Source organism: Streptosporangium sp. G11 (assembly GCF_051192615.1).
Taxonomy (GTDB): domain Bacteria; phylum Actinomycetota; class Actinomycetes; order Streptosporangiales; family Streptosporangiaceae; genus Streptosporangium.
The window spans coordinates 1-12,716 of record NZ_JBPJUQ010000129.1; the positions used below are offsets into that span (position 1 = coordinate 1).

General features: G+C 65.8%; 13 protein-coding genes. 4 read left to right on the forward strand and 9 right to left on the reverse strand.

Annotated features, from left to right (window positions below):
• A partial coding sequence (locus ACSDR0_RS46465; protein WP_435295390.1) for a hypothetical protein occupies positions 1-1,137 on the forward strand: 1,137 nt, incomplete at its 5' end.
• Positions 1,138-1,160: 23 nt separating this feature from the next.
• Here the strand turns inward: ACSDR0_RS46465 and ACSDR0_RS46470 are convergent.
• The 3 genes from ACSDR0_RS46470 to ACSDR0_RS46480 form a co-directional block, all read right to left on the reverse strand.
• Positions 1,161-2,042: a phosphotransferase enzyme family protein gene (locus tag ACSDR0_RS46470; RefSeq protein ID WP_435295391.1), complete on the reverse strand. Its 882-nt coding sequence runs from the start codon at positions 2,040-2,042 to the stop codon at positions 1,161-1,163.
• A 132-nt stretch (positions 2,043-2,174) separates the two neighbouring features.
• Positions 2,175-3,005 carry a hypothetical protein gene (locus tag ACSDR0_RS46475; RefSeq protein ID WP_435295392.1) on the reverse strand — a complete coding sequence of 277 codons (831 nt, stop codon included), beginning with the start codon at positions 3,003-3,005 and terminating at the stop codon, positions 2,175-2,177.
• 480 nt (positions 3,006-3,485) lie between these two features.
• A complete protein-coding gene (locus ACSDR0_RS46480) occupies positions 3,486-4,067 on the reverse strand; it encodes an AAA family ATPase (RefSeq protein WP_435295393.1) in 582 nt (193 codons plus the stop codon).
• Between ACSDR0_RS46480 and ACSDR0_RS46485 the strand changes: the two genes are divergently transcribed.
• A complete protein-coding gene (locus tag ACSDR0_RS46485; protein WP_435295394.1) occupies positions 4,066-4,233 on the forward strand; it encodes a hypothetical protein in 168 nt (55 codons plus the stop codon). The genes ACSDR0_RS46480 and ACSDR0_RS46485 overlap by 2 nt on opposite strands.
• 25 nt (positions 4,234-4,258) lie before the next feature.
• Here the strand turns inward: ACSDR0_RS46485 and ACSDR0_RS46490 are convergent, their stop codons facing one another.
• The 5 genes from ACSDR0_RS46490 to ACSDR0_RS46510 all read right to left on the reverse strand — a co-directional run bounded on the left by ACSDR0_RS46490 (position 4,259) and on the right by ACSDR0_RS46510 (position 10,101).
• Positions 4,259-4,948, reverse strand: coding sequence for an endonuclease/exonuclease/phosphatase family protein (locus ACSDR0_RS46490; protein WP_435295395.1), 690 nt, complete (start codon positions 4,946-4,948; stop codon positions 4,259-4,261).
• A 116-nt stretch (positions 4,949-5,064) separates the two neighbouring features.
• On the reverse strand, positions 5,065-5,823 hold the full coding sequence (locus ACSDR0_RS46495) for an HpcH/HpaI aldolase family protein (RefSeq protein ID WP_435295396.1): 759 nt from the start codon (positions 5,821-5,823) through the stop codon (positions 5,065-5,067).
• A gap of 700 nt (positions 5,824-6,523) precedes the next feature.
• The gene (locus ACSDR0_RS46500) at positions 6,524-7,477 is read right to left on the reverse strand and encodes a methyltransferase (protein ID WP_435295397.1); all 954 of its coding nucleotides are present in this window, start codon (positions 7,475-7,477) and stop codon (positions 6,524-6,526) included.
• 98 nt (positions 7,478-7,575) lie between these two features.
• Entirely contained in the window at positions 7,576-8,940 is a 1,365-nt protein-coding gene (locus ACSDR0_RS46505; protein ID WP_435295398.1) for an IS256 family transposase, read from the reverse strand.
• 315 nt (positions 8,941-9,255) lie between these two features.
• Complete coding sequence (locus ACSDR0_RS46510) at positions 9,256-10,101, reverse strand: ATP-binding protein (RefSeq protein ID WP_435295399.1); 846 nt, start codon at positions 10,099-10,101, stop codon at positions 9,256-9,258.
• Between the two features lie 520 nt (positions 10,102-10,621).
• Between ACSDR0_RS46510 and ACSDR0_RS46515 the strand changes: the two genes are divergently transcribed.
• Both ACSDR0_RS46515 and ACSDR0_RS46520 read left to right on the forward strand, forming a co-directional pair.
• On the forward strand, positions 10,622-11,632 hold the full coding sequence (locus ACSDR0_RS46515; RefSeq protein WP_435295400.1) for a hypothetical protein: 1,011 nt from the start codon (positions 10,622-10,624) through the stop codon (positions 11,630-11,632).
• Complete coding sequence (locus tag ACSDR0_RS46520) at positions 11,629-12,465, forward strand: DUF1932 domain-containing protein (RefSeq protein ID WP_435295401.1); 837 nt, start codon at positions 11,629-11,631, stop codon at positions 12,463-12,465. The genes ACSDR0_RS46515 and ACSDR0_RS46520 overlap by 4 nt, the downstream gene beginning before the upstream one ends.
• A gap of 59 nt (positions 12,466-12,524) precedes the next feature.
• Here the strand turns inward: ACSDR0_RS46520 and ACSDR0_RS46525 are convergent.
• Positions 12,525-12,716 (reverse strand): hypothetical protein (locus ACSDR0_RS46525; RefSeq protein ID WP_435295402.1); only part of this gene is annotated, 192 nt, incomplete at its 5' end.

The following is a 12,716-nucleotide window of genomic DNA, read 5'->3' on the forward strand; positions in this document are numbered from 1 at the left end:
CGCCGCCACTTCGGCGTATCCACTGATGCCGACCTGGGCTTCTACAGCCGCCGCACCAGCTCTGCCCACCCGCCGCCGGCCCCCTCCAGCGAGCTGGCCGTCGACGACGGCGCTCTCACACATGACCTGGTACCGCTGGCCAGCCTGGCATCCTTCGGAGCCCTCCAAACGCGCGCGGGAAACATCCTGTCCGGGATACAGCCGGACACCACCGTGCCCGACCGGGTGGGCCACGACGACGTCCAGCACATCAACCAGACCACCGATCTGTTCGAGCACTGGGACTTCCTCGTCGGAGGCGGCCTGAACCGCAACGCGGTCATCGCCCAACTGCAATGGACCCGGCAACTCCACCAAACCTCCTCAATCACCCCGCAGGTCCGGCGGGCCCTACAATCGGCCATCGCCCGGCTCGGCGAGGTCGCCGGGTGGATGTCCTTCGACGCCGGCGACAACGCCACCGCGCGGCGCTGCTGGCTGTTCGCCCTGGACATGGCAGCCGAAGCCGACGACTGGCCCACCCGCGTCAACATCTTGATGGACATGGCAAGACAAGCCACCTACACCAACCGGCCCAACGACGGCCTCAACCTCATGCGCCTGGCCAGCAGCGCCGGCGACCAGCTGAGCGCGACCGTTCAAACCGCCGTCCACGTCGTTACCGCGCGCGCTCACGGCGCACTGGGGCACCGAACCGACTGCCTGCGCCACATCGGCCTGGCCGAGACCATGTTCGGCCATCGCGACACCGCCCAAGACCCACCCTGGATCTGGTACTACACCGCGGGACAACTCGCCGGTGACTGCGGCCACGCGTTGTTCGACCTGGCCATGCACGGACAATGCCTCGATCGCGCCATCAGCCTGTTCGACGCCTCCTCTCGGCTTCATGGGCCCGAAGCGGCACGCTCTCACGCCTTCGACCTGACCAAGCTGGCTACCTTGCAGCTCCTGCACGGCGATCTCGACGAAGCGGCCACCACCATCGGCCCGGTTTTAGAGGCAGTGCCGCGGATCCGCTCGCGCCGGCTCACCGACGACCTACGCGTACTGAGGAACGCCTCGACCAGCCGTCCTGGTCCCCAAACCGAGCTGTTGCGCCGCCGGGTCGCTGCTACCTTGCGAACGTCCGCCTGACCCGCCTTCTGAGCGGCGGCCTCTCAGTAGGCATTCCAGCTGAGCTCCACCTGATCAGTCTGTAATGTCCGGATCCGATGACGGACCTCGGCCAGCACTTCGGCCGACTCCGCCGCTTTCTGCGCCAGCCAGCTGGTCATCCTCAACAACCGCACCCGCCGTAATACCTCATACCCCGGCGAGGTGGTTACGTCATAGCCGTAAGCGCGACTGAACTGCTCGTACTGCTCAGCAGTGACCCAGCCGCAATCACGCTCGATCGCGGTCAGCACCAGATCCCACTCCGGCTGGCCGTAGGCACATTCCTCCAGGTCAACGAACGCCAAGCGGCCATTGGACCCACGCACCAGGTTGTCCACATGCCCATCCCCGTGCACCATGCTCATCTCCAGATCGAAGACAGCATGAGCGAACTCCTGCCCGACAACCACGGCATAGCCGATCAACGCATCACGTTCCGCGGTGCTCAAGGCCCGCGCGGCGGCGATCCGCTCCTGCACCCGCGCCAGCGGATCGATACGCGGCAATCCCAGCTCGGCCGAAGGAGACAGGGCGTGGAATCGGCGTAGGGCCGCCCCCAGTTCCTTAGGGGTGGAAGCGCGCGGGCTGGGGATCTCCTCCCAGAACGTCACGAGCCTGCCATCTGCTTCGACCACGTCAGGGACCACGGGACGTGCGACGGGAATGTCATGGGCCGCCAGCCAGTCGGCCAAGCGCAGCTCACGCTGCACATCGGTACGCTGTTTCGCCGACCGGGCCACCCGGGCCACCACCGCTTGGCCTGCGAGCCGAAATACCGCGTTTTCCCCCAGCCGTACCAGTTGCGCATCATCGGCGTTGATCCCCGCCAGTGATGCGGCCATGCGCATGGTGACTTGAGTGCTTTCGACGTCGAACTTCCTCACACTTACTCATCCTGCCGTAGTACGACAGGTAGGCGGCAGCCTGTCCCCTGTTGAGGGGCACGGGGCCGCAGTTCCCCCGGCGTTGCCCCGGGGGCGGGGTGGGAAGGCCCGCCCCTAGCGTGGTGAAACCGGTCACGGCAGCGGCAGGCCCTCATCATGATCATGAGTCAATGCCCATACTCGGGCACCCCTCACCATCACGTCCAAGCTTTCATCGCCGAGAAGGGACGGACCGATCAAGACAGCGTGCTCATCGAGGAGGGACCCAACCAGCGGCCATGCCAGCCACGTGTACGTGCGCATTGTCTCGGCGAACGATTCAGCGGCTCTAGGCAGATGCGCGAGGTCGTCCGTGATTGACGAGACGATGTCGTGGGCCGACCACAGCAGGCTCGGCTGGTCGGCGTGGGTGAACACCGGGTACAGCCCGTCCCAGCCCGTCCCGAAGTCCAGCAGGAGCCGCAGCTCGGTACGGCCGGCGTCCTTGTCGTACTCCAAGTGGATATAGGAGCCATAGAGCCAGGAGCCAGTGTGCTCGACCGGCATGGAGAACGGCGTGACCAGGTAGTGACAGGCCGCGCCGAGCTCGGCCAGCAGCCGGTCGCGGGGAATGGCCATCTCCATCGTATCGACGTCGTGAAAGTAGCCAGGGATACCGGGCTCAGCGCTCCTGACCACCTCCGCGCTGGGGATCACGATGCTGCGGCTGTGCAGCTTCCACTGGCCAACGGCGGCCAGCCGGGCGGCATCGGCCAAATGGCGCAGGCCGCGTTGCTGCACGATCGTGGCGGCGGCTCCCATGGGAAGCCAGCACCAGTCAGGCCATTCGAACGCCGGCTTCTGCCCGCGGCTGGCGCGCAGGACTTTCAGGTCCCCCAGGCCGGTGGGGTAGAGCTTACGCAATTCCCGGACGTGGCCCGCGATCCGGGCGGCAGCCTGCAATGTCAAGTCGGTCTGGGTCATCCTTGCTCCCGGTGAGGATCCTGTGGCGTGTGGCCAGGGGCTGTACGCATGAGGGCATGCGCCATCGCGTCGTTGGAATCCTCAGCCGGCAGGCTGCTCACGGCCGGTCTGCTGCCGTGCGCCGATTTTAGCTCAGCCTGGCGAGCGCTGCCTGTGGCGGCGGCGCCCAGCGGTTGTGCCAGAACCCATCCGGTCAGCTGGTCACAGCCGGAGAAGCGACCGCGTTCACCGCGCCCGCCTGTCATACGTCGGGGTACCCGAACCTGCCCACCTGCGGACAATGGGGCGGATAGACGACGCGACGTTAGCCGCCGAGCACCGCACGGCCGGCGCGGTCCCGGCGCGCGCATTACCCGGTTGGCCTTAGCACCTCAGCCAGAATGACCACATTGGTCACGACGATCGGTTCCCGTGCGCTGCGGGGATCCGGCCGGACTCATTCAGCCGGTGCAGCGAGGGTCGTGATCAGCGGTCGGAAGGTCACAGAACCTGCCTGGCAGGGGCCGTAGCGAAACCGGCGATGTCCGACATAAAGGGTATATAGCCCCGGGTGGTGTCCACCGTGAGTGTCGGCACGTCCAAAGCGATCCAGCCGAACGAGCCCAGCCGGTGTTCTCCTGCGGCGATCGCCGCCAGCAGCTCGTGATCGGCGTGCGCGACCCGATGGACATCCGTCTTCGTACGCGAGGCGATCCGTTCGCAGGCGACAGCGGTGTCGACCACGCAGCGGACCACGCGAATGGCCGCGAGATCTGTCAATGGCAGCAAGCCAGGGCGCCACAGCCGGTCCTGGAAGGCGGCCTCGGCGACCATGCTCACCCCACCTCGGAGCATCACCCCCAAGACGTCGAAGAACACCCTCAGGGTCTGCTGGTTGAGCAGGTCATCACTGTCCGGGTCGACCACGGAAGCACCGTGCACCAGCCCTTGCTTGATCTCGTCACGGCAGATCAACGGCCAGCCGACCTGCTGCGCGAGTCGACGGGCCAAGGTGGTCTTGCCCGATCCCGGTGGTCCGCTCACCACCAGCAGGATCGGCTTGTCAGGAGAAACACGGTTCATGCGCACTCTGATGCTCTCGACGCTTTCCTGGAACTGGATCTTCTGTGGTCAACGGCTGCTGGGCGGCGCCTTGGTCAAACAAACGGCAATAAAGCCGGGCTCACGCGACAGCTTGCCGTACTCCGCGCTGTGGTGGCAGGCCATGTCCGCCGTCACTGGTCGGTGATCGGAGTCCGGGGTCTTCTCCATGATCACCTCATAGTGGGTGATCGCCTCGCCCGACAACCTGATGAGGAGCCGGTCGCACACGAAGGTCTCCGCTCCCGGCCGGTCATGCCCCACGGTCGGCGTGCGATCCCCCACCTAGCGCCGACATCGATCAGCTTTGCTTGCGCGAGCTCTAATGCCGCACGGCGATCGAGCTTTCCACCAGCGTCATCAGTGGTTTCATGATCGATAGGGGCGGCGTTGAAATCGCCCACCACGATCACACCACGTGATCGCGCTCCTTTCGCCCACGCGCCGACGCTCTCCGCTTCCAGCTTTCGAAACCCAGGGCGCCCCGGAGCCAGATGCACATTTGCGATATCCACCTCGTGCTGGCCGTCGATCAGGCACTGCAGGCCTACCAGCGCGTGCCAGTACGGACCATGCTCATGCCGCTCTCGCAGCACCCGCACCCGGCTGGGACGCAGAAACGTGGCCAGGTGACAGCCGTGATGCGCCGACTTCACCAGGAAGCTGCGCATCCCCAGCGTGTCCTCCGCGTCGTACAAAAGCTCCCAGCCATGGGCTTCAAGCCCCTTGAGCTCCTGCAGCCCGAGGACGTCTAACTCCTCGGCGGCGAGCATGGCCAGTTGGCGGCGCAGCCGCTCAGGCGACCCGTTGTCGAGGCCGCCGTCGCGGAGGTTGTAGGTTCCCACGCGCAGGTCGGGCATCATGATCCCTCAGTGGAAGTGTGGGGGGAGGTGGTCCTGGCCTCTGTAGTGACGTGAGCAGCGACATCTGTGACCGGGCCGGTGCGGCGGTCGGAAAGAGCGGCAGCAGCTGTCACCGGTCAGTCGCGATGGTGCAGTTCCGATAACGCGGCGGCACCTCCCGCGAACGTGTAGCCGGCATCCGATCCCACAGCGATCAGCATCACGCCGCGGTCAATCTCCTTTCGGGCGGCAGCGGCGTTGGGGCAGAAGATGCCCAGGGGAACCTTCCTCTCCTCGCAGGCGGTGCGGACACGGCCGATTACCTCGGTCAGCAGAGGGTGGGCGAGATCACCGAGGATCCCCATAGTGCCCGACAGATCGTACGGTCCAATGAAGACCGCATCGATGCCTCGGACGTCCAGGATATCGTGAATGTTGTTGACGCCTTCCGTGTCTTCTATTTGAGCGATCACGGCGACGCGGTCGTTTGCCTCCTGCAGATACTTCGCGAAATGTGTGCCGTAGCCGTGAGCTCTGGCGATGCCGATGCTTCTTTTGCCCAACGGCGGATACTTCGCCCGCTCCACGACGCTCTGTGCCTGCTGAGCCGTCGACACATGAGGCACGATGATTCCATTGCACCCTGTGTCCAGTGCGTGTTTGATCCATGTCTCCGAATCATCAGGAACCCGGATCACGACATAGGATGCGGGCTGAAGCACCTCCATGATTCTCTGGGCGCTTTTGAGGTCAAGGAGGGCCGAATGCTCGAGGTCGAGGAAAAACCAGGAGAACCCCGCCTTCTGGAGCGTCAGCGCCACTTCCGGGGAATCCCAGGTGATCAAAGTTCCCAACAGAACTTCGCGGGATTCCAGCCTTCTTCTAAGGTTTCTCATGAGAGGAAAGCCTTCGTGAGTGCGAAAAACATTTTCCTAATGTCGGTTTTGAGCTCACCGAACCTATTGAAACCAACGGGTTAGGGTTTATCGTGACATGTGGAGTGGCTGGCTATTTGTTGCGAGATCTGCATGTGCTGTGGCAGATCGGCGCATGCCGAGATAGGAGTCAACCGCTCTGCCCCTAGGGGCGGCTTCCATTGCAATATCAGCGCCCCAATCAAGGGTGAAGGGAAGTGAAGTTGTGACTACTGCCGCGCAGCCGATGCAACGTCTCGACGTACTCACTGAGCCTGGCCCCGAGGCGTTCTGGGGAGAAGCGGATAATATATTGCCTGATACCGGCCGCGTATTCTCGCTGATCGGGAGACGCGTGCCCTGTGGCAATCCAGCACCTCAAATCAGAGTCGTAGGCAAGGTGCCATCGGGGGTAAGACTGTTGCAACGCCGCGAGCCGCGCGGCCTGAAGCTTGGTCAGATCGGTCATCATTCTCGCTTTTGTGCTGGTGGCACGGGTTTCACACCCAGGGTCCGCCCTGCGAGATTCCGCTTGCCCGGAATGCGGAGCGCCCTAGCCTGCCCGTGAGCCCGACCATGACGAGGAAGCGCCGGTCACGCACGGAGAGCCGAAGCCGCTCGGCACCGCTAGCCTTTCCACCTGGTGTGGAGGCGACGCGCTGAGCTGCGGACGCCGGGCTCATCAGACAGTTGCGATGATCAGGTGCACGCCGCTCGGCAGTGATTTGATGCGCTGTGGCACTAACCTGGCCTTCTCCAGTAGGAGGGCGTACTCGTTAGCGGTGCGTTTGTGGACGTCCTCAAAGGACCCGAGCGTGCGCACCTCCTCGTGGGCATCAGACATTAATCTGGCCACGCACCACAGTTCGCTCGAGCCTGGGGTCCCGGTCATGGCGTTGTGAATGCGCGTGAGGAGGCGGAGCGCGTGTTCATCACTCCAGTGCGGCAGGATGTCGGCCGCCAGGTACACCACTTTGCCGGGCCGTACGGGCACCACGGGGACGTCCTCGAAGAAGTCGACGCCCAGGACCCGGAACCGGTCGGCCATCCCGCGCCGGGCCAAGGTGGCTTTGGTGCGCTCAGCGACGTGCGGGAGATCCAGCAGGGCCCCGCCCAGGTGCGGGTGCGCCATCAAGATGGTCTCCAGCATGGTGTCGGATCCGCCGCCCACGTCGACGACGGTATGCGTGCGGGAAAGATCCTCGGCCGCGAGGGCTAAGGCGACCAGCTGGAAGCGGACGGCCTCGGGGGTGGGGAGAGTCTTCACGTACCCATACAGGGACCGCTGCCCGCCCGGCAAAGACAGTTGGCCACTGCGGACGACCTCGGCGAGCTGGGAGGTCGCCTGCCATGAGGCAAGCCCAGCGCCCTGGATCACCACATCCCACATGGGGCCCGGGACGTCGCGGTGTAGCGCCGCCCCCAGCTCGGTCAGCGTGACATGGTCTGTTGGACTGAGCGTGACGATGCCTGCGGCCGCCAAAGGGAGCAGCAACTGGTGCATCAGGCCGGGGATGACGTCGCAGCGCCGAGCCGCCTCCTGCACGGGCAAGGTCCGCCCCGTGGCCTCCTTCAAGCTGTCGGCGAGACTTTGGATGATCTCGCTGCGCCGGGCGCTGACATGATCGGCGATCAACGGCAGGAGAGTAGGCCTGTGTAACGGCGAGCTGGTGTCGGGGTCGCGTCCTCGGAGCGGTGTAAAAGGCTCGACGAGGTAGGTGCCGTGGGCTGATCTTAGGCAGCCGCCGTCTCGGGTGTCGAGTCGGTGGCCGGGGTGTTTGTCGGGCGGAGCCGGCTGGGCGGGGCAAGCAGGGCTCGGCGCAGGTCCTGCAGGATGCGCAGGCCCTTGGAGGTCATGGTGAAACCGCGCCAGCCGCGGGCGGCGCGGTCCAGCACCGCCCAGACCAACGAGACACAACTGGTCTCGCCGGGGAAGCGGCCGATGACCTTGGCCCGGCGGCGGGTCTCGCCGAAGGTGCGCTCGATAAAGTTGGAGTGGCGGATGCGCTTGTGGTGCTCGAGTGGGAAGCGCAGATAGGTCGTCAGCGAGGCGCGGTCGGCCAGCAGGCTCTTGACCGCCGCCGGGTAGCGCGCCCTCCAGGTATCGGCGAAGACGTCGATGCGTGCCTGGATGCGGGTGACCAGGTTCTGGCCCGGCTCGATCTCCTTGTCGTCGTTCTCCAGGCCGCTGAGGTCGAAGATGTTCCAGAAGGCGGCCTTGACCTCGGCCTGATCGCCGGCGCTGACCTTCGATAGGACGTTGCGGCATTTGTGGATAACGCAGCGTTGGCGCAGGGAGGCCGGGAAGACCTGCTCGGCAGCGGTGATGAGACCGGGTGCGCCGTCGGAGATGACCAGCAGCGGTGGGCGCAGGCCGCGTTCAGCCAGGTCGGTGAGGAAGTCGTGCCAGGCGTCGGTGGACTCGGCGGCGGCCGGGGCCAGGCCCACGAAGATGGGTTTGCCCTCGGTGGTGATGCCCCAGGCGGCCAGGACCGGCTCGGCGCGCTGCCCGTCGTGCATCTTGAAGTGCGAGGCATCGCAGAACAGGTAGTCCAGCTCGACTCCGCTCAGGTCGCGGCGGCACCAGGTGTCGTACTCGGCGACGATGGCCTGGCAGATGGTCGAGACCGTCGACTTGCTCAGCGCTGCTTCGGGGCCGAGCGCGTCGGCCAGGGTCGCTTCGACGTCGCGGACCGACAGGCCGCGCACGAAGGAGGCGATGACCAGGGTCTCCAGCGCGTGGGTGCGGGTCACGCCGGTGCCGAACAGGCGGGAGGCGAACGCTTCGGTGGTGTTGCGCAGTTTGGGTCGGGCGATGGTGACCGGCCCGGTGGTGGTCTTGATAGTGGTGGGGCAGTGTCCGTTGCGGTGACCGGGCCGTATGGCGTGCGTCTCGTCGCTGCGGGTGGCGGCGTTGGCGCGTTGGTAGCGGGTGCGGCCGAGGAAGGCGTCCACCTCGGCTTCGACGGCGGTCTGGATGATTAGGCGGGCACCGAGTCGGGCGATGTCCTCGATGACCTCGACCAGGTCACGGCCTTCGGTGAACAGGGCATCGATCTCGGCGCGGATGGCTTGAACGGGCGGTAGTGTGCGTGCCACGAGCGTAGGTCCTTGCGTTGTGCGAACTTTGGTCGGTTCAGCACGGCAACCTACGCTCGTTTACTTTTACACCGCATCTCGGACGCGACCGGTGTCGGTCATGGTCACGGCTGCCCTGTTGATGTCGAGGGGAGTGGTCGGTGAGGCCCTATCAAGAGTGCGCAGGATGCTTCCTTTTCACTGAGCTGGTCCGTCATGGTGATCACCATTGGCTTCATCGTGCATCGATCGTCAAGGCTCAAGCGGCCGTTGGCTCGCAGAAGGCATCGTGGGCAGACCTGGCGGATGCGTTCGAGCACCCTGGTGTGCGTACTCCTATGGCGGGACGATCAGGTCGCACCACACGACCTTGCCGCCGTGCGGGCCGTCGTAGATGCCCCAGTCCGCGCTGATGACCTCCACCAGCGCGAGCCCGCGCCCTCCTTCCGCGAAGTCATCGTCATCCTCGGGCGACAGTGCACCCGGGACAGGGGCCGGGGTCGGCAACGCCGCGTCGGGATCCCACACCTCTAGCCGTACTCGGGTTCGGGTGCGCTGGACGCGCACGCCCACCACGGGCCGGTGCGCGGTGTCGGGGAAAGGAGTCGAGCAGGACGAGGCCTCGGCGCCGGCCACCGTAACCGCGTTGGTGACCAGCTCAGACGTCAGCAGCTGCGCGTTGTCGATCAACTGCGGCAGGCGCCACCGGTGCAGGGCAGCACCCACCAGGCGCCGGGCCTGGGCCGCCGCCTCGGGCTGTGCGGGAAGTGACGCCTCTTGACAGGGCCCTGGAAAGGGGCGAAACGGCGACCTCGCGGTCAGAACCTCATTGCCCGAGCAGACGGATCCGCAGCCTCCGAAGTCCTCGGCCGCCGATACCCTCCCGGGCAGGATGCGATGCGAAGAAGCACCGCTGTGGAGTGGCCCCCTTCTCCCGGCAGTCACGTGCTCATCACCTCCACGCTGGCGTTGAAGGTCTAAAGATGACCCCGGCCGCCCTCGGACGGTAGTGAGAACCCTCCACCCGCCCCGGAGGAGGAAACTCCACCATTGGAAGATCATCCTCCGTTGGGTGGCGCGGAGGATCGCGCTCACGGTGACGGAGGAGCATCCGCACTGCCCTGTCGTGCGCGCGAGCGCGACACTGGCAGCAACGGCGGCATACGGTGGCGATACGACCATGGCTGTGGAATCGGCGACCGGCGGGAGAGCGGCAGTGGGCGCACGACGAACGAGCGGACATGATCTGCAGTGCGCTCATCGCCTCCGGCTAGAGCTTCTGAGCCCTCACGCTGACCCGCTCGACTTCGTCCTCATCGGCCAAATCGCCGAACGGATCCGCGGCTGCTGCGGGCACCGGCCACTCAGGGCTTTCCGGCTCGCTGCCGGATGGACCGTGGAGGAGGCGGTCCGCCGCGTTCATGAGGTGTCCCAGCGCGAAGGGACACGGTGCGGCTTGGTCGAGCGGTCCTGGCGTGAATGGGAGGCCACCACAACCCCTGATCGTCACTACCAAGACCTGCTCTGCCGCCTGTTTCGCACCGGTCCCGTCCAGCTGGGGTTCAGCACCGACTACTCACCACAGCATGTCTCATCACAGCACGTCTTGGCGCTGCCCACAGCGACAAGAGCACCACACATCGGGGATGGACAAACAGATGACACCCACCGCACTCCTGCGCCAGATTCTCGGGATCTGGTGATGGCAGCCGCACGCGAGTCGGCCGACTTCATCAGCCGCGCCGAGCAGACCAACGTCGGGCCACACACCGTGGATCAGTTTCGCGCCGACATCCAGCGCATTGTCACCACTTATCCCAACCGGCCCGTCGCGCCGACCTTCGTGGAAGTGAAACACTTGCGTGACCGCGCGTTCGTTCTCCTGGATGGACGGCAATACCCTGACCAAACCCGCGATCTTTATCTCATTGCCGGGGTGCTGTGCGGCATCTTGGCCAACGCCTCCTTCGACCTCGGGCACCTGTCAGCTGCAGAGACCCAAGCGCGCACCGCGCGGTTGTGTGCGGAACTGGCCGGGCACCACTGGCTGCTCAGCTGGGTCGTCGGTACCCAGAGCTTGATCGCCTACTGGGATGACCGGCCCGCTGACGCCGTCGCGCTGGCCCGCTCAGCCCAGGATTACACCCCCGAATCCGGTACCTCCGGCATCCGGCTGGCCGCGCTCGAAGCGCGCGCTCATGCCAGGATGCGTAACGCTGCGGCCGCCGACGAAGCACTGCGCCGCGCCGACCACGCCCGAGAGCAGGTCTGCGGCGACGACGAGATCGGCGGTATGCTGATCTTTCCCGAAGCTAAACAGTCCTTCTACGCGGCCACTTGCCAGCTGTGGCTGGGAGGTGGCGATGAGCGCCGCTACCGGGAAGCTGAACGGTTGGCCGCCGCCGCGGTGGGCTGGTATGAGGCCACCCCGCCCGAGCGGCGTCGCATCGGTGAGCAGTGCCTGGCGATGCTGGACCTGGCCGCGGCACGGCTGGCTCGCGGTGAGCTCGACGGAACCGCGGACGTCGTCCAGGCCGTCTTGAGTTTGGGTGCGCGGCGACGGACCGACAGCGTCGCCCGGCGGCTAGGGCATCTCGGCAGCCAACTGGCACGCCCGGCGTATGCGAACTCGCCGCTGGCGTTGAGCGTGCGTGAGGAGATCGACGCGTTCTGCCGCACCCCTGCGAACCTGGCCTTGGAGGGGCGAGAGTGACCGTGCTCGTTTTACATCCCGGTCAGATGGGAGCTGCGGTCGCAGCCCAGGCACGCCGGTCGGGTGAGCGGTTGCTGTGGTGCTCGGCGGGGCGAAGCGCCGCCAGCGTCGGCCGGGCCGACGCCGCCGGCCTGGAGGCCGTCGAGGACTTCGGCCAAGCCCTCGCCGCAGCGCGGGTGGTTTTGGCGGTGTGCCCGCCGGCGGCGGCTGAAGACCTCGCCGCGCAGGTCGCCGATACGGGGTATGACGGCGTGTACGTGGAGGCCAACGCGATCAGCCCGCAGCGGCTGCAGCGCATCATCGCCCTGCTGCCCGCCGCGACCGTCGTCGACGCCAGCATCATCGGCCCGCCACCCGGTCCAGCCGCTTCGGCGCGGCTGTATCTGGCGGGCCCCGATGACGAGACGGCCAGGATCTCGCGGCTGTTCACCGATACGGCGGTGCAGTCCATCGTCCTTGATGGACCGGTCGGGCGCGCGTCCGCGTTGAAGATGGCTTTTGCCTCCTTCCAAAAGGCCAGCCGAGTACTCGCCGCCGTCTCCTACGCCCTGGCCGCACAGTATGACCTCACCGAAGAACTACGCGCCGAAGCGGGCAGGATGAGCGGCTCTGCGCTCGCCGATCCGGACTACCTGCCGAGTGTGGCCGCCCGCGCGTGGCGGTGGGGTCCGGAAATGCGAGAAGTCGCTGAAACGCTGCGTTTTGTGGGCTTGCCGGATGAGATGGCAGCCGCCGCGCAAACCGTGTTCGCACGCTGGGCCGACAACAAGGACATCGTTGACCTCAGCACCGCACAAGCTCTGGCTCATCTGGAACGCACTGATCCAAACTGAGACGAGCCGACCTGCACGAGCGCATCTGAACCGATCGGAGGCACTCGTGCAGGTCGCCGTCACCACTGGCTGATCTGGCCGCGTCCGTGGACACCGGTGAGGATGGTGAACATCGCGATGATGTTGCGGTAGGCGACGATGAAGGCCGCCACCTTCTTCACATCCATGATGTGGCTAGTGCGGTAACCACATACGTTCGCCGGGTCGGCGACACGCCGGCTGGGGCTCCTGCCACGCCCGAGTGCTCGTTC